This window comes from Psychromonas arctica (genome assembly GCF_038155225.1).
Classification (GTDB): Bacteria; Pseudomonadota; Gammaproteobacteria; order Enterobacterales; family Psychromonadaceae; genus Psychromonas; species Psychromonas arctica_B.
In genome coordinates, this window is the sequence record NZ_JBAKBA010000023.1 from 50,935 (window position 1) to 69,055 (window position 18,121).

The 18,121-nt window shown below is 36.2% G+C and carries 16 protein-coding genes; 6 read left to right on the plus strand and 10 right to left on the minus strand.

The genetic code is table 11. The features are described 5' to 3' along the window. From V6255_RS10950 to V6255_RS10965, 4 genes are all read right to left on the minus strand, one after another. Positions 1-870, minus strand: coding sequence for a branched-chain amino acid ABC transporter permease (locus tag V6255_RS10950; protein WP_341628192.1), 870 nt, complete (start codon positions 868-870; stop codon positions 1-3). Positions 871-1,104: 234 nt separating this feature from the next. Then, positions 1,105-2,313, minus strand: coding sequence for an ABC transporter substrate-binding protein (locus tag V6255_RS10955; RefSeq protein WP_341628193.1), 1,209 nt, complete (start codon positions 2,311-2,313; stop codon positions 1,105-1,107). Between the two features lie 1,037 nt (positions 2,314-3,350). After that, entirely contained in the window at positions 3,351-3,698 is a 348-nt protein-coding gene (locus tag V6255_RS10960) for a NirD/YgiW/YdeI family stress tolerance protein (protein WP_341628194.1), read from the minus strand. Between the two features lie 186 nt (positions 3,699-3,884). After that, positions 3,885-4,361 carry an NYN domain-containing protein gene (locus tag V6255_RS10965; RefSeq protein WP_341628195.1) on the minus strand — a complete coding sequence of 159 codons (477 nt, stop codon included), beginning with the start codon at positions 4,359-4,361 and terminating at the stop codon, positions 3,885-3,887. Between the two features lie 166 nt (positions 4,362-4,527). Here V6255_RS10965 and V6255_RS10970 point away from each other — a divergent pair, with 166 nt between their 5' ends. Together V6255_RS10970 and V6255_RS10975 are read left to right on the plus strand one after the other, a co-directional pair. After that, positions 4,528-4,914, plus strand: coding sequence for a SirB2 family protein (locus V6255_RS10970; RefSeq protein WP_341628196.1), 387 nt, complete (start codon positions 4,528-4,530; stop codon positions 4,912-4,914). A 12-nt stretch (positions 4,915-4,926) separates the two neighbouring features. Beyond that, a complete protein-coding gene (locus V6255_RS10975; RefSeq protein ID WP_341628197.1) occupies positions 4,927-5,199 on the plus strand; it encodes a SelT/SelW/SelH family protein in 273 nt (90 codons plus the stop codon). A 50-nt stretch (positions 5,200-5,249) separates the two neighbouring features. Here V6255_RS10975 and V6255_RS10980 read toward each other — a convergent pair whose 3' ends face one another. The 4 genes from V6255_RS10980 to V6255_RS10995 form a co-directional block, all read right to left on the minus strand. Then, on the minus strand, positions 5,250-6,035 hold the full coding sequence (locus tag V6255_RS10980; protein ID WP_341628198.1) for a siderophore-interacting protein: 786 nt from the start codon (positions 6,033-6,035) through the stop codon (positions 5,250-5,252). 167 nt (positions 6,036-6,202) lie between these two features. Next, positions 6,203-7,039 carry an energy-coupling factor transporter transmembrane component T gene (locus tag V6255_RS10985; RefSeq protein ID WP_341628199.1) on the minus strand — a complete coding sequence of 279 codons (837 nt, stop codon included), beginning with the start codon at positions 7,037-7,039 and terminating at the stop codon, positions 6,203-6,205. Continuing rightward, on the minus strand, positions 7,036-8,736 hold the full coding sequence (locus tag V6255_RS10990; protein ID WP_341628200.1) for an ABC transporter ATP-binding protein: 1,701 nt from the start codon (positions 8,734-8,736) through the stop codon (positions 7,036-7,038). The genes V6255_RS10985 and V6255_RS10990 overlap by 4 nt, the downstream gene beginning before the upstream one ends. Positions 8,737-8,742: 6 nt before the next feature. Next, positions 8,743-9,291, minus strand: coding sequence for an ECF-type riboflavin transporter substrate-binding protein (locus V6255_RS10995; protein WP_341628201.1), 549 nt, complete (start codon positions 9,289-9,291; stop codon positions 8,743-8,745). Between the two features lie 223 nt (positions 9,292-9,514). On the opposite strand from V6255_RS10995, the gene V6255_RS11000 reads away from it, so the two are divergent. Next, positions 9,515-10,972, plus strand: coding sequence for a HAMP domain-containing sensor histidine kinase (locus tag V6255_RS11000; protein WP_341628202.1), 1,458 nt, complete (start codon positions 9,515-9,517; stop codon positions 10,970-10,972). Further along, positions 10,965-11,438 (plus strand): response regulator, encoded by a 474-nt coding sequence (locus tag V6255_RS11005; RefSeq protein ID WP_341628203.1) that lies wholly within the window; start codon positions 10,965-10,967, stop codon positions 11,436-11,438. Before V6255_RS11000 ends, V6255_RS11005 begins: the two co-directional genes overlap by 8 nt. Before the next feature lie 214 nt (positions 11,439-11,652). On the opposite strand, the gene V6255_RS11010 is transcribed toward V6255_RS11005, so the two are convergent. Continuing rightward, positions 11,653-12,222, minus strand: coding sequence for a DNA-3-methyladenine glycosylase I (locus tag V6255_RS11010; RefSeq protein WP_341628204.1), 570 nt, complete (start codon positions 12,220-12,222; stop codon positions 11,653-11,655). 908 nt (positions 12,223-13,130) lie between these two features. On the opposite strand from V6255_RS11010, the gene V6255_RS11015 reads away from it, so the two are divergent. Further along, positions 13,131-13,925 (plus strand): hypothetical protein, encoded by a 795-nt coding sequence (locus V6255_RS11015; RefSeq protein WP_341628205.1) that lies wholly within the window; start codon positions 13,131-13,133, stop codon positions 13,923-13,925. 529 nt (positions 13,926-14,454) lie between these two features. Here V6255_RS11015 and V6255_RS11020 read toward each other — a convergent pair. Continuing rightward, complete coding sequence (locus tag V6255_RS11020; protein WP_341628206.1) at positions 14,455-15,741, minus strand: DEAD/DEAH box helicase; 1,287 nt, start codon at positions 15,739-15,741, stop codon at positions 14,455-14,457. Between the two features lie 211 nt (positions 15,742-15,952). Here V6255_RS11020 and V6255_RS11025 point away from each other — a divergent pair, with 211 nt between their 5' ends. Next, entirely contained in the window at positions 15,953-17,545 is a 1,593-nt protein-coding gene (locus V6255_RS11025; RefSeq protein ID WP_341628207.1) for an ABC-F family ATPase, read from the plus strand. Positions 17,546-18,121: the final 576 nt, after the last annotated feature.

Sequence of the window (18,121 nt, forward strand, 5' to 3'; positions counted from 1 at the left end):
CTAAAGTTTTCTACGCCATTTAGCTGATATTCCACATGGATATAGCCAAAGTAGTAATGCAGTGATAAGAAAAAAGAAAACTTCACCAATAACTGAAGATAGGAAACTGGCTGTAATTGAAGAGCCGCCACTTAAACCTAAAGTAGTTAGTACGGTTCCAGTTAGCGCCACAGGTCCGGCAACAACAACAGCTAAAAATGATTTTACTGCGAAAGCAAGTCCCATTGTTGGAGTAGCAGGAACCAGCGGTAATAAAATTGCCCCAGCAAAACCAGCAAGTCCACATCCGATAGAGAAAGTAAGCGTATTAACTCGATTAGAATCAATACCTATCGCTTGTGCCATCTCAGGTTGCTGAATAGAAGCACGCGCTTTCATTCCATACACCGTTTTTGTCATCAACAGATAAACAAACAAAAACATAAGAGCAGCAACTAAGATCATCAGAAGTCGATATCCATCTAAGCTGTATTCACCAATACTCACATTAAATTGAGGGATAGTCGCAACACTTACAGTACTCGTACCAAAAATCACCACAACAAGCTGCATGAAAAACATACTAAGTCCCCAAGTAGCTAGCATAGTGTCGAATAATCTACCGTATAAACGACGTACAATAAGCATCTCGACTATGGCACCAATAGACATAGTAATCATTACGGCGATAGGGATAGATAAAATATAAGGGACGCCTGCTTTAGTAACAGTCAGAGCAGCATAAGCACCAATCATTAAAAACTCACTATGAGCGAGATTAATGACCCCCATTAACCCAAAAACAACAGCCAATCCCATCGCAGCGATTAACAAAATAGATGCGCTTGATAATGACGATAATAATATGGTCGCCAAATAATCGAGTTCCATAAATTTCCTTATTTATAATTATTTGCTTAAAAAGATCATTAATAATTAAATAAAATAGAATAAGCCTACTAGTGTCCAACACCTTTAAAGATGCCGGCTAAGGTATATTTTCAATTCTTTTAAAATCAAAATGAATACCTTGTTCCATTGAAATAAATTCACTATGTATAAATGAGAATTTTACTTAAAATCTATGGCTGTAAGCTTATTCATATTTTCATGATCAGTTAATATTTAAGCCTTTGGTGTAAAATGTTTGACTAGTTTTGGATTCGCAATAAGGTCACATTTTTGATTTTCATAACTAGGAGCAACGGCTTTAAAAGTTTCTAAAACTTCAAAACCATAGTTGTCATCTCCCATTGCTATATATGTATTTTGCTTAACATGATGAGAACCGGGCTCCATACTTACATCACCATTTGGTCCCTTAAAGTTAATTTCGCCACTTTCTAACGCTGTGTATACAGATTTTGATTTAAATGTTCCTGCTTTTTCAACAGAGTTAGCCCAAAGGTGAACGGCATTCCAAGCCGTAACAGCTTCAGGTGAAATAGTTTGACCCTTTCCGTAAACTTCAGTCCATTTCTTTAAAAAGGCTTTATTTTCAGGATTATCTAAACTCGAAAAATAGACATGGCTTGAGACAATACCTTTACCTGCATTCGGCGTAAGTAATACTTGCTCATTAGCAGTACTATAATTTGACGATACAACTGGAATACTGTCTTTCAGGCCAGCTGAAGTAAATTGCTCTAAAAAGCCCACTTGATTTGGACCGACTGGGATAGCAACAACGAAATCAGGTTTAGCTCGCTGAATTTTTTGAATAGTAGGGGTATAATCAGTAACGGTAAGTGCAAGGAAATCTTCTCCAACAACCTCACCATTAAATTGTTTTGCGTATTCGTGATACCAAAGAGCAGAAATAGTCCCATAATTGTAATCAGGAGCCATGATAAACATTTTCGGGCCATATTTTTTTATTGCCCATTCAACCAATGGTTTAATTTGTTGAGAAGCTGAAGGAGCCGTTACAAATGTTTGCTTGTCACAAGCACCACCTTCATACAAAGTACTATAAAAATATGGAATATTAGCTTTTCTAAAAATAGGGCGTATGGCTTCTCTAGATGAACTTGTCATGCCGCCAAACACAACTGCTGGTCTATCTCGAAGCACAGTGGTATTCGCATATTGCGTATATTTACTCAACTCCGATTGTGTATCATAAGTGATTAAATTAAGCTTCTCTCCAAGCAAACCACCCTTAGCATTAATATCATCAATCGCTAATTTCACTGCGTTACTTTGCATTACTCCAAATATACTAAAACTACCTGTAACATCATAAATAGCACCGACATTAACATCTGCAAATGTAGAGCTGGCTCCAAAAACTGCACCACATACAAACATACTTTTGATAATATAATTTTTCATTACTTAGTCCTTCCTTAGCTAAATTATAAATTTAAGGCAAAAAAAAACGCAGCTGAATAAATCAAAGTTTAAAACTTTGTATTTATTCAGCTGCGTCGCTGATTCTTTGCTTAATTCACATAAAAATAAAAATTAAGAGCAATTACCCTATCTTATTTAAATTCTTTAATCAACAGAATAAAACACTTTATATTCATAAATAATCATATTTTCATTAATTGAAAGTAGTGATTAACTATAAAATGAAACAGTTCTTCTAATTCTTTTCAGGTAACCTTTTATTTTTAAAATGACACAAGCAAGCTAATATCAATCATTGCAAATCATTGTTCAGCTTTGCTGACTACTCCAGCTTATTCTTCTAAATTTGACAAACCAAAGAGCTACTTATGTTAATTTATGCTCTAAGTTTAACTCTTGGGTGCGATGTTTAGATTACAGATTTAATATGTATCCGTTGCCATTCAGAGTGCAACATTCAGCAAATGATGAAGAGAAAAAATGCTAGGCATATAGTGAAAGATCTAACAGGTTAAATCGACATTTTCTAACAACAAAGGTGTTTACTTCGTTGCTTGCCCTGTGGGTCGTTAGCTTGAAAATCCACTCCACGTTGCCACTTTCGATAAGGGCTCGCCATCGTTATCATGTTGTTTCATGTTGCGCCTTGATTTGGAGCCCAAACTAACGATAACAAGGCACTTTGAACGGTCATCGGTATAACAGTGAATCCAAAATAACAATATAATAATGTGCTCTGAATAACTAAAAATTCCGCTTTAATAAAGCGGCATTTTTCTTTTAAACTTATTAAAGCTTATAGCAATCACACTAATTAATTGATCTATTTTATTGGTTAAAATGATTTATTTTTTCATTGTAAATTTAGTAAAGGGAACTATTAAGAATTAATATTTTTTAGTTAATTCTCCAACAGACGATTAACGAAGTTAATCTTAGAAAGGCCTCAATTTACGCCTTAAACTAAATCATTTTTTCTGCGCAAAATTTAGATCACTTATTTAATGTAATCGGTATTATTTAAGAAGCTCTAAATGTTCAACATCAATCTTAGTTTCCGACCAATCGCTATCTACTTCACCGGTAACACGGATTTTATCTTCAGGTGTCACGGTAATATGGCGGAAATCTTTACCTTCTATTTCAACCATCACTTCACCGGTTTCATCTCTGAATAAATAGAGCTCTGAAGACGTTTGTTTAATTAACTTACCTTGTAACGCAACTTTACTATCATCTGCTAATTCAATAGCTTCTTTAACGCTCAAGGTTTGTATTGAGGTAGCGCCGGGACCAACAAATGCAGCAAAAGCGCTAAGAGAAAATAAACTAGTGAATAGAACTACGATTAAACCTTTAAACATAAATATCCTCATTCTTTAAAAGAAATAAAAAGTGAAAGTAGTCTTTAATCTAATTGACTTTATTAACTAATAATTGTTATTTAAACAATAAGTTAAAATTAAAAGTTGATTAAAGGACTCATTATTTATGACTAATGGTATTAATGATCGTTCAAGTTTAATTTAAAGGTTGAAGTTCAAACCAGCTCAATTTAATAACAGTTCACTTTCAATAGGATGAAATACGCTACAAGCATCTATTAATGCTTTTGCCGTTAACTTAGGCACACCGTAAGCTTCTGTGGTGACGTGATATACGTCTTTCACTTTATCCAACAAAATAGCAAAATCACCGTCTCCTGTTAGTAAAATGATCGTATCGACTGAAGGTGCAACTTCCATTACGTCAATGGTAATTCCCACATCCCAATCGCCCTTTGCTGTACCATCGCTACGTTGAATAAAAGGTTTAAGTTTTACATCAAATCCCACGTATTTTAAAACCTCTTGGAATTTCTGTTGTTGGTTATCACCTCGATCAATCGCGTAAGCATAGGCGTAAATAATCTCACCTTGAGCTTCTATTTTTTGCCATAACTTACGGTAGTTAAACTGCTTCCCATAAGCCTGACGCGTGGTGTAATACATGTTTTGAACGTCAGCAAAAACTGCAATTTTTTTCATTGAAAATGACCTAGATTCGATAAGTTAATGAATAGAATATGAGGCTTTTCAATCTTTTCAGCAAGCTTATTGTTTGATTAAGTAAAAAGACAATACCGTTAATTGAAATTAACATTCTTGAATAAAACGCGTAAAGTACATTACCCTCTTATTTTGGATAATTTTCATGGAAAATTTTTACCTACCGATTAAACATCTACACATCACACTAGTCGCTTTTAGTGTGTTATTTTTTATTATTCGTGCTGCTTTAATGTTTATCCATAAACCAATCCACCAACAAAAATGGGCTAAAATGTTAGCAAGGATTGTTGATACCTTCTTATTAATCTCAGCTATTATGCTCTGCTTTATCATTCATCAATCACCACTAGTTGATAACTGGTTAACTGAAAAAGTATTCTGCCTTATCGCCTATATTATTTTGGCTTACATTGCCCTTTATCGCGCGTCGACTTTACCAACACAATTATTAAGTACTATTTTCGCCATAGGCTGGGTAATAATTGCAGTAAAAATAGCAATATTGAAGCAAACCATTTTATTAGGCTAAGAGGATACTCATATGAATAAAATAGAGATTAAATATTGCAAGAAATGCCGTTGGTTACTGCGTTCTAGTTGGATGGCACAAGAGATCTTAAGCACCTTTGAAGAAGAAGTTGATGAACTCTCATTAGTACCGGGAACAGGTGGTATTTTTGAAATTACAGCAAATGGTCAACTTATCTGGTCGCGCAAAGAAATGGGGGGATTTCCCGAAATAGCCGAACTTAAAAAATTGGTGAGAGATATTGTCGCGCCCGATAGAAACTTAGGTTGTATCGATAGAAAATAGCAGTAATCACATCTAGCCGTAATTACTGCATAATAAAGTGATTGATAAGATTAGTTTGCCTCAGCATCTTCTCTTTTCATCACTTTATGCCCATCTTCAGTGACACCTGATTTCCAATAGCTGCTGATATAGATATTGTCTTTCTCAACTTCTTTTTCATTACGGAAATAACCGCGTAATGTACGCATATCGTCAAATTCACAAGCAACCCAAGCCGACACTTTCCCCGGTAACCAAGGTAACACTTGTACTTTTTCAATAAGCGACTCTCCCCCTAACAACCACATAACCTGAATATTTTCTGGCGCTTGAATTGACCGTATATCATCAGGCTCAATGACTTTGATCACCGCATACCCTTTGGCATCTTTAGGTAAGTTGCGAATTTTTGCAGATAACGCAGGTAACGCAGTCATATCTGCCACCGCAAAGAACCAATCGGCATCACTATTAATATCGAGAATAAGCCCAGGGCCGCCAACATAAATACTGTCGCCAACCACCGCATTCATCGCCCAACGTGCAGCAAACCCACAGCCAGAGTCGGACGTTTCATGGCGAACAAAATCCACATCAATCGTACATTCGCTTCGAGACAATTCAGCAATGGTATAAGTACGCATAACAGGTCGCTCACCTTCTGCAAGCGCGCTTGGATCCGTGCTTCCCTGTGCATTAAAAAGCAGCTTTATATAACTTCCTTCACAGTGTTCAGGGAAGCCTTTAAACTCATCAGCATGAAGCGTCACACGTTGCATATTGGCTGATATTTTTTCTGTTTTAATCACAGTCGCTTTTTTAGGTTGAGGTTTAGCCTTAGGTTGGGATTTTGACATTTTTTTACTTGATACCATTTCAACACTCGATAATAGTTTTCATTTAGATTTAAACTTAGATTATCATTATAAAGAAAAGTTTGGCAACCCAATAAGATCTTATTTTACAGCTAAATAGAGACAGCTATTAGGTAGATTGAATTACTTCACTTATGAGATAAGGTGTATTAAAAAGGATACCAAAACAACTGCGTTTCAAAGAGTCGTTTTAAAATAGCTAATGAGACGCAAACCAAAATACTCAACAAACACAGCCAATCCTTTGTAGCCAAAGGCTTTAAACTATACCAAGTACGTGATTGATGACGGCCAAAACCACGTAATGTCATGGCATTTGAAATCTCTTCTGTTTTATCCAAACTACTAAAAATCAACGGCCCTAAAATACTGGTTAAACTTTTTAAACGCGCAAAGAAAGGAGCCTTCTTAGACAACTCAATACCACGCGCTTGTTGAGCATGCATAATATTCACGTAGTCTTTCTTGATTTCAGGTAAATAACGTAAGGTTAAACTCACTGCGTAGGCAATTTTATAGGGCACACCCAATCGATTCAAACTCGCAGAAAATTCAGTAGGATGTGTTGTAAACACAAACACTAACGCGATAGGAAACATACTGAAATACTTTAACGTGATCGTCACTAAATAGAACAAGGTTTCTTGCGTGATAGAATAAAAACCCAACGGTAGCAATACAGTTTCAGAGCCGATATAAGCCGTTCCCTGCTGTGGTGCTAATAAGAACATAAACAACGCATTTAAAGACAACACACTGGCAGTGGCAATCAGTAAAGTACGATAAGCTTTTACAGGCACGCGCGTCATTTTAAGCAGCAACAATCCGACACAAACCAACCCGCCAATCAGACGTAAATCAAAGGTGGTCAGTACAACAGTGACCCACGCCATAAACAACACAAACTTGGTGATCCCATTTAATTGATGTAATGCTGAGCCCGTATCAATATAACTTATCCCAAAGGCTATTTTTTCAGCTTTCATGCGTTATTCCTCACTTGCTCAGCTTCAATAAAATGTTGCATAAAAGCACTGGTATCAGCGAGATCTAAATTAACCGCTAGTTCATATAAACTGGTTGTTGTTAGGTTAGCTTTTGCTAACAAATCAGGTTGGCTAAACACTTGTGTCATTGGCGCATCGGCAATCAGTTGGCTATCGGCTAATACAATCGAACGCGTTGTATATTCTAACACCAAATGCAAATCGTGAGAGATGATCACTACTGTGATCCCTAAACTTGCATTCAAGGTTTTGATGAAACTTAACATGGCAGTATAACTGCGGTGATCCTGCCCTGCCGTCGGTTCATCTAAAATCAATAACTCAGGCTCTAGCACCAGAATAGAAGCAATAGTGACTCGTTTTTTTTGACCATAACTTAATGCATCAATCGGCCAGTTACGGTATTTTTTTAATCTACAAAGCGTTAAAACATTGAGGACTTTCTCATTAATTAGCTTTTCATCCAATCCGCGATTACGCAAACCAAATGCTACTTCATCAAAGATCATATGATGAGAGATCATATGGTTAGGATTTTGCATCACCACGCCAACGCGTTGGCTACGTTCAAAAATACTGAGCTCAGCCAAATTTTGATCGTTAAGGAAAATATTACCCGAGTCAGGCTCAACAACGCCCATCATAAGTTTGGTTAAGGTTGATTTACCGGAGCCATTTTTCCCTAAAATAGAAACAAACTCGCCTTTTTTTACTGTAAAACTAACATCCTCAACCGCATTCACTTCGCCATTGTAGGAATATGTTAATCCAGACAAGGTTAATAAAGGCGTTTGTTTTTCTGCTTGAACCGTTGAGTGGGAAGCATTAAACCAATCTAATACTTTGCCTTTGTATTTTTCTAAAGGCATTGCACTTAGGTTTGATGGTTTATCTTGCGCATCAATAACACAACCTGCAGATTTTAATGCTGATAAATAAAGTGGTTCACGTATACCGTGCGTTTCAAGTAGTGAAGAAGCCAACAAAACATCGGGCGTCATATCGGCAACGATAGCTCCATCAGCCATCAAAATAATCCGGTCAACATCACAATGTAAAACATCTTCTAAACGATGCTCAATCATAATAATGGTTTTATTGGCATTTCGATGTAATTGGTCGATGATCTCAATGGTCTTTTTGCTGGTTTTTGGATCGAGTGCTGCAAGCGGCTCATCAAACAGCAAAATATCGACATCATCCACTAGGATCCCAGCTAACGACACACGCTGCTTTTGTCCGCCAGACAAGGCTTGTGGTGAGCGGTCGAGTAATGATTCCAATTCCACCATCTGCGCGGTAGATTTAACCACAGGATACATTTCAGCCGTTGGCGTACATTGATTTTCCAAGGCAAAGGCAATATCTTCACCGACGGTTAAACCAACAAACTGACTGTCTGTATCCTGTAAAACTGTCCCTACGAGTTCGGTATAATGATGCATCTCGAATTGACTACTGTCTTTCCCCGCAATATTCAATTGGCCAGAACACAACCCTTTTATCGCATGAGGAATAAGGCCGTTAAGACAACGACCTACCGTAGATTTGCCACTACCACTTGCGCCGATAATAACAATTTTTTCGCCTTTTTCTATTTTCAGATTAATATTTTTAAGCGTGGGTTTATCCAACGATTTATATTGAAAAGAAAAATTCAAAAACTCAATCTGCATTATTGATTATTCCTCTCTTAAGTTACTACTTTGGTGATTACGCTTCGCAGCAGATTTCAAGATGAAGTAACCAACAACCGCGATTAATACAGTGTTACCCGAAGCAATAATGGTTAATTGTGTAAACACTTTCGCAAAGGGTTCTGCATATAAAACAGTATCTAAGAAAGCAGAAATACCGTAACCAATCACGTTACCAATTAATGCCAGCACAACAAACAAGGCAAAGTCTTTCATCAAAAACATACCAGATTGAATACGACGGTTAGTAAGTCGAGGGAATAAGCCAATCACTAAACCAACAATCCCAGAGCCTAATACCCAAGTAAACCAAACACCCCAACCAGCAAATAAATCAGTCACCCAGTGGCCAATAAAACCAACTAAAAAGCCAACAAGTGGACCAAATAAAACAGAGAATAGAGCAAGAATGACCATCGCAGGTTTTAACGTTGTATTAGCAAATACAGGCACGCCAAACATGGGTAACCCACCAATGCCATAAAGCGCAGCGCCAATCGCAATAACAACAACGGTTTTAGTAGATAATTTCATAGTTACCTCATTAATTATAATAGTTTCTGGGATTATACGGGTTATAAAAAACAATAAGAAGTCTAACGGTCTAGATGTCTAGAAACAAAAAACGAGAAAGGAGTTGTTAAAGTATTCTTCTAATTAATACGCAATTACTAATCAGTTGAACTATAGTTTTTAAGCTTAGATTCGCATAAATAAGTGTAATTTATTAAATTCGTAATAACAGGGTTAAATATTAATGAATATATCTAAAAAACTACACTTGATTGTTGCCCTCACAATTCTAGAAATCAGCATTACACTATTTTCAGCTTTGGAAATAGCAAAAGGAGCTAAGTTTCATCAGCTAAACTTTCTCCATTTAAAGTACTACACTGAATTTTCAGACTTACTGTATAAAATTAACAATGGTCGACCTATTATTACTAGCGAAATAGAAAGTGCCATTTTAAATGTAAAACAACAACCCATTGAATGTATTGATGAAATTAATGCGATTAACAAATTTGTAATGAGGAGCATAAATACAATAGAGGCGTTAGATATTTGTATCGAAGATATTAAAGATGCTGACAAAGCGTTAATGTCGCTATCAAAATTTAACAATCAAGAGGTCAGTAAAACCCAGCTTTTATTGGACTTAACACTTGCACTAGAGCAATTTAAAGTTCATTCAGAAGATTTCGAAGCACCAATTAATAAAACAGTCTCATTTCTATTAACAACTCTTATCCCTTTAGTTATTTTAATTTCAATTTTTAATATTATTTTTATTACTTATTTATCTCGTACTATTTCAGGTTCAATCACTAATTTAACCGCACTTTTATTAAGCAAACCAGAAGGTAACCTAAATTCATATACGAACCTTGAAAAAAACACATCTGGCGAACTTAAAGAATTAATGATAGCTGCCAAAAAGCGTATTAAAGAAGAATTATTGAATTTAGAGAATAATAAAGAGTTAGAAAACATTGTTAATAAGAAAACAATTTCACTTCAAAAGGCGAATGAAGAGTTAACTCAGTTTGCTTATCGTACATCACATGATTTGAAATCGCCTTTGTCTAGCAGCAAAGTATTAGCTCAATTTATTAGTATGGATATTGACGAAGGAAACTTATCTGAAGCAAAAGAAAATGCAGATAAAATTAGTAAACAGATGGAGAAACTTGAAACGCTTGTCGTCGACATCTTATTGCTTGCACAAGCAGATCTTGATTCAAATGAAGCTTTACCAATCGATTTTGATCAGATGATGATTGATATACAGGAACGTTTATCATGGTTACGTAAGGACAATCCTTGCTCTATAGATATAAACATATCTTTATCGAGACTCATTGCTTCAGAGAAAATACGTTTTTCTCAAATCATTGAAAATCTACTATCAAATGCATTGAAGTATTACGATACAGATAAAGTAACTCCTTATGTGAAGCTTGATATCTATAATAACGAAGACACAATATTTATCGATATATCTGACAATGGAATAGGTATTCCTGAAGAATATCAAAGTGAGGTCTTTACTATGTTCAAACGTTTTCACCCCGATAGAAGTAATGGTTCAGGCCTAGGAATGACGATTGTCAAAAAGCATATTGATTATTTAGGTGGTACGATAACATTTGAAAGTTCCAAGCAAGGAACTATATTTAAAATAATTATACCAATGGACGGCATAAATGGATGACGGTATGAATAATGAAATAAAAAATGAAATGAATAAAAAATATCCTCCTATATTAATAGTTGATGATGATGAAGTAGATCGTTACGTCCTTAAAAGATTGGTAAAAGCATCAGGGTTAGATCTGACTATTTTTGAAAAAATAGACGGCAAAGAAGCTTTAGATTTTTTTGAAGATTATGAAGAAAATAAAAGACTACACCCTGATTCATACCCTCCAATATTAATTTTTTTAGATATTAATATGCCAAGAGTAAATGGGATTGAATTTTTAGAGAAATTTTCTCATTTAAGAAAACTTATTGAGATTGATTCTTGTGTGATCATCATGTTTAGCTCTTCAGAAAGAGAAGAAGATAAGAAGAAAATAATGGCTTATGATTTTGTAAAAGATTATGTCGTCAAAGGAACACTTACAGCAGAAGAATTAAAAACAAAAATATTGGCTGTAACACTTAAACACCAATAATAATCGAGACACTTACACAGATTTCAGGACAGGCTCTAAAAGCCAGAACAGACCTAAGCAACCAGCTTTAATCTGCAGGCTGTTTAGATTTAACGTTTAAATCAAGTAATCGCTATCAACTTCAATGGTCAGCTTACGTAATGGTCTTTAACTTTGGTATCTTTAGATTTACTTAGCAATATTTACACCCTATCAGAAAACAAAGTTTCTAACCTCATTTGCACGCATCAAAACGGAAACAGTCTGTTGTATGGTCGTTTACCAAACCAGCAGATTGCATAAAGGCGTAAGTGGTTGTTGGCCCTAAGAACTTAAAGCCTTTCTTCTTCAACTCTTTACTGATCAGAATCGATAGATCAGTGGATGCAGGCACTTCTTCCTTTGATTGCCAATTGCCAACAAGGGTTTTGTTATCAGTAAACTGCCAGATGTAAGCAGAAAAGCTGCCGTACTCTTGTTGCACATTCAAAATGCACTGCGCGTTATTAATAATCGCCGATATTTTTGCACGATGTCGAACAATACCTGCATCTAGAAGTAACTCTTCAATTTTTGCATCATCAAACGCAGCCACGCTTTTCAAATCAAACTGATTAAATGCAGCGCGGTACCCTTCACGTTTGTTTAAAATGGTATGCCAGCTTAACCCCGACTGACACAGCTCTAAAGAAAGCGCTTCAAAGAGTTTTGCATCGTCATAAATAGGCACGCCCCATTCGGCATCATGGTAGGTCTCTTCAAGTTTGGTTTTTAAAGCCCACAGGCATTTTTTTATTTCGTTCATTGGGAATGATGGCCTTTTGGATGTGTTGGTTTGTTTGTATACAGTAATTAAAAGGATGAGGCTTGGCTAGTTGTAGTTTATAGATTGTTATAGTGATTTGTAAATTACAATTAGTTTTGGCTCGTCTGCGCTCGTCGGGTCATTTTGATGTTGTAAGCAGTGGTTTCGCCCTGTCGGCGACTTTACTTTCTCTAAACCAGTAGAGAAAGTAAGCAAAGAGAACTGGCACCAACTCGCTTTTTAATCCCAATCAATTCCTTCATTTTAAACGTAACGTTTCGGACGTGCATCCATGCACTAGCCTCAACTAACCCAAACATCCTGTTTGGTTTTACTAAAATGAATCTATTGTTTGGAAAAGCTCAACGGTGGGAATGGATGTAGCCACATTGACCTAAGCTTTACCGTAACTAATTGATATAGCAAACTTGAACTATTAGATGTCCCATACTTTACTAGAATAAATAAAAATAATGTAATTCAATTAATAGAGTTAATACCCGAAGTAAATATCGATAAACTCGAAGAAATATCTAAAATTCATTATGATATGGTAAATAAACGCATATTATTTTTAAAGAGTATTTATGGATTAGGTTGGGCTTTATTCACATACTTTTTCAATTCAATTGATAAAGCGAGTGGTGGGCAATTAAAACCAATAGAAAATGATTTACAACTATTAATCTTTTATTCGATTATTCCGATATTAGTTTTTTGTTTATTCAAGCTTACTCAAAAAGCTCTGGAACGATAATCACAAATATCAAAGTAGCATTTTTTGATAAAAAGTTGCTAGAAAGTAGTATAAAAGACTAAGCATCAAAATTTATAAAACAGCTAATTGTATTCATTCATGGCTATATCCGATATAACCATCAACCTTATATTTGTGGAGCATTATAGAAATGGTATCAAAATTTCAAAAATGGATATTATTAAAAGCATGCTCTAAGATTGCCCCTACTACAATATATAGGTCTTCACCTGAAAGTGATCATAATGATTTTTATTCGATTAAGATCAGTACAAAAGACAATAGAAAACTACTTATACGCAAAATTGACGGCTTAAAAATATTTGCTTTAATTTACGACGAAAATAGATCTAAATATTGTATTGAAGAAACATTTTATATTGATCAATTAGATATAAATAGAATTGAAATAAAACATTATCTTTATAATTTTTATACTACATATAAAAGTATTAATGAATTTGCTCTTCATTATTTGTTAAAAAAAGATGTTTTCAAAATAAAATTTTTAAGACTAAAAGATAGAGTTGCACAAACTATATTTAATCAGCGCATCTTACAAATTAAACCAAGACTCGAACTATTGGAATATATTATAGAAAACTATGGCATTACAAATAAAGAATTCGGACTGATTTCTCTTATGTCAGATATATACTCATTACGGTGCTTTAGACATCCAGATAAAGAAAAATGCCTGAATAAATTAAGAATGTACTTAAAATCTTTTATTGAATCAGGCGAAATAATAAAAAATTCACAAGGAAATGATTCAGTTACTGGCAAAGCAATAGTTACTTTGGAACAATATCAGAATGACGAACGACGACATAATAACAGCGTTAGAGTTCAGTACAGCATGGTTTTACTAACATTGCTTTTAGCTTTTTTAGCTTCAATACAAGCAGGTTTAATTAAACTAAAACCGATCTTCGATTTGACATAAAAAGCTAATGGGTCAGGTTTTGCCTTTAAAGAAAACGAGGCTCAATGTGGCTACGACAACCTCACCGTTGAGCTTTCCCAAACTATGGATAACTTTCAGCAACAGCAAACAGGACGTTTGCTGTAAGTTCATCCGACACACGGACGTGTCGTATGAACTGATGCGTTAAGAAAGTTCTGCATTGTTTGGATTAGAAAGCGATTCGGTGGCGAGTGATGCGACAGCATCTTCTTACGAGCGGATTAAGCTCTGCGTATCCTGTTCAATCTCTTTGCTTACTTTCTCTGCTGGCAGAGAGAAAGTAAAGTCGCCGACAGGGCGAAAACACCGCATACAATAATCAAAATAATCCGACGAGCGCAGACGAGCCAATATAAAAGTAACCAACGATACCTTCCACAACACGATCAAAAAAGCCCTTATTATCAATCAAACAGACTGAAAAATAAGGGCTTCTATTAAGCTTTTAATGTCTTAGCTACGCATCACTTTATACGTACCATTTTGCGTAACCAAAATAACCTGTAGCCTAACCGCCTACAAAATTATTTCTTGGGCCGTTTTGTTTCTTAGCACTGCCCGTTCTTGCACCTGAGCGAACACCATCTTTATGGGGTACTTTTGGCGATTTTGGTTTTTTAACTTGTTTCTCGTGTGTACCTAATACAGAAGGTTGTAATGGTTCACCTGGTTCAAAACCTGCAAATATTTTGCGAGGGATAACCTTTTTAATCAAACGTTCAATATCTTTTAATAATTTGAATTCTTCTTGGCAAACTAATGATACCGCTAAACCTTCATTACCAGCACGACCTGTACGGCCGATACGATGAACGTAGTCTTCACTTACATTAGGTAAGTCAAAGTTAACTACGTTAGGTAGTTGGTCAATATCAATACCACGTGCGGCAATATCAGTTGCCACTAATACTTGGATTTGGCTGTCTTTAAACTGCGCTAATGCTTTAGTACGAGCACCTTGGCTTTTATTACCATGAATAGCTGCACTACGAATACCACGTGCATCCAAGTTTTTAACCAGACGATTTGCACCGTGTTTAGTTTTTACAAACACTAAAACTTGACGCCATTTGTTATCAAGAATTAACTGGCTCAATAACGCGGTCTTTTTAGTTTTATCTACTTCATATAAAGCCTGTTCGATTTTTTCAACCGTTGTATTACGCGGGCTTACTGAAATCTCAACAGGGTTATTAACTAAGCCTTTTGCTAATGAACGAATTTCATCAGAAAAAGTCGCTGAGAATAATAAGTTTTGACGCTTAGGGGGTAACGCTTTAAGGATCTTTTTAATATCATGAATAAAGCCCATATCTAACATACGGTCAGCTTCATCTAAAATTAACACTTCTAACTGTTGAAAACGTACTGCATTTTGCTGATATAAGTCTAATAAACGGCCCGGCGTTGCCACCAAAATATCTATACCGCCACGTAACATTTGCATTTGCGGGTTAATTTTTACACCGCCGTATACCACCATGCTGCGTAATGGCATGTTTTGGCCATATTTTTGTACGCTTGCTTGCACTTGAGCCGCTAGCTCACGTGTCGGCGTTAGTATTAGTGCGCGAACTTGATTCGGCTTAGCGCGTTCACCTTTTTCTAGCATTGCTAATAATGGCAATGTAAACCCAGCAGTTTTCCCGGTGCCTGTTTGTGCAGCAGCCATGACATCTTTACCTGCTAATACAGCAGGAATAGCTTGCTCTTGGATTGGGGAAGGCGTTTCATAGCCAGCATTTTTCACTGCTTCTACTAACGATGCGGGTAAACCTAGGGAATCAAAACTCATATAAAATCTCATTAAAGTACGGCACTTGCCATTAGACGCGTAGCTTACCTTAAGCTTCGCGATCAAGCTATGTGTTAGTTTTATTGCGACACAACTTTCCTTTATAAAAATGATGCATGAATTTCATACAATTCAAAGGTGATTAACCTCACGGTATCTGTATAATACCCATCTTTAAAAAAGCAATACTCAAACAATTTAGGAATAAGCCGTGTTAAGTACAAATAACATCACCATGCAATTTGGTGCGAAACCACTTTTTGAAAACATCTCTGTTAAATTTGGTACTGGGAACCGTTACGGTTTAATCGGTGCAAATGGTTGTGGTAAGTCAACTTTCATGAAAATCTTAACGGGTGATCTAGAGCCTAGCGCAGGTAATGTGACCAGAGATCCTAACGAACGTATTGCTAAACTACACCAAGACCAATTTGCTTTTGAAGAACACACAGTACTCGATACAGTATTGATGGGCCACAAAGAGATGTGGGAAGTCATGAACGAGCGTAATCGTATTTACTCATTACCTGAAATGACTGAAGCTGAAGGAATGCACGTTGGCGATTTGGAAAATCAATTTGCTGAAATGGATGGTTACACTGCCGATTCACGTGCAGGAGAAATATTACTAAGCGTTGGTATTCCACTTGATCAACATTACGGCCCAATGTCAGACATTGCACCAGGTTGGAAACTACGTGTATTACTAGCACAAGTACTTTTCTCTAATCCAGATATCATGTTACTTGATGAGCCAACCAATAACTTGGACATCGATACTATTCGTTGGTTAGAAACTGAATTAAAAGCACGCCAATGTACTATGGTAATCATTTCGCATGACCGTCATTTCTTAAATTCAGTCTGTTCGCACATGGCAGATATCGATTATGGCGAACTACGTCTTTTCCCTGGTAACTACGATGAGTACATGACGGCGGCAACACAAACACGTGAACGCTTACTGAATGAAAATGCGAAGAAAAAAGCACAATTATCTGAACTTCAAGACTTTGTAAGTCGCTTCTCTGCAAACGCATCAAAAGCAAAGCAAGCAACATCACGTGCTAAGCAGATGGATAAGATTGAACTAGCAGAAGTTAAAGCATCAAGCCGTGTTAATCCTTATATCGTCTTCAAACAAGAGAAGAAACTGTTCCGTAACGCTTTAGAAACAGTATCAATGACTAAAAGCTTCGAAAACACTTTATTCAAAGACTTAAACCTAATGATTGAAGTCGGCGAACGTGTTGCTATCATTGGTCAAAATGGTGTAGGTAAAACAACATTATTACGTACGTTGATGGGTGAAATTGAACTATCATCTGGTGAATACAAGTGGTCTGAAAATGCACAGCTAGGTTATTACGCACAGGATCATTCATCTGATTTTGAGAAAGACCAAAACCTAATGGATTGGATGGGCCAATGGATGCACGAAGGCGACGACGAGCAAGCGGTTCGTGGTACGTTAGGGCGTTTATTATTTGGTGCAAACGACATTACTAAGTCTGTAAAAATCATCTCTGGTGGTGAACAAGGACGTATGTTGTTTGGCAAGTTGATGATGAACAAACCAAACATCTTATTAATGGATGAGCCAACCAATCACTTGGATATGGAATCAATCGAATCATTAAACTTAGCCTTAGAAAACTACGAAGGTACGTTATTATTCGTCAGTCATGACCGTGAATTTGTATCTTCACTAGCAACACGCATCATCGAAATCAAAAAAGATAAAGTAGTTGATTTCCACGGCACTTATGAAGAATACCTAAAATCTCAAGGTGTTGCTGAATAAACTAATCGCTGAATAAACGAATAGTTTAGTAACTATCCTAACAACATCGCTCTATGAATTACAAAGTTAGAGCGATGTTTTTTTATAACTTACCTTCAAAAATAAGATACAAAACCCTTCGGTCTAAAGCTAACGTCCCAACATGTCATCACCTTTTGCTATTGATGATCTAATCAAGAATAAAAATCAATACAGAAACCCCTGCAGGCTGAAGCCAGCGCCCCAAGGTCAAAAGATCGAGCATTATTAATGTTTAATTGCTTTGTTTTTTGATTTTGGTTTGGTTTGGGGCGCATGGCGAATTAGGCAAAGCCTAGTGTTATGAGCGGAGGAGCTCTGCGAGTCCTGTTTTTAGCTTGCAGGTGTTTTGGTGTTGAGGTTAATTTTTATGTTATTGACTCGTAAATCCAAAATGAAGAGCAACACACAAAATCCTGCAGGCTAAAGCCAGCGCCCCAAGGTCAAAAGATCGAGCATTATTAATGTTTAATTTTTTTGGTTTTTATTTTGGCTTTTGCTTTGTTTGGGGCGCATGGCGAATTAGGCAAAGCCTAGTGTTATGAGCGGAGGAGCTCT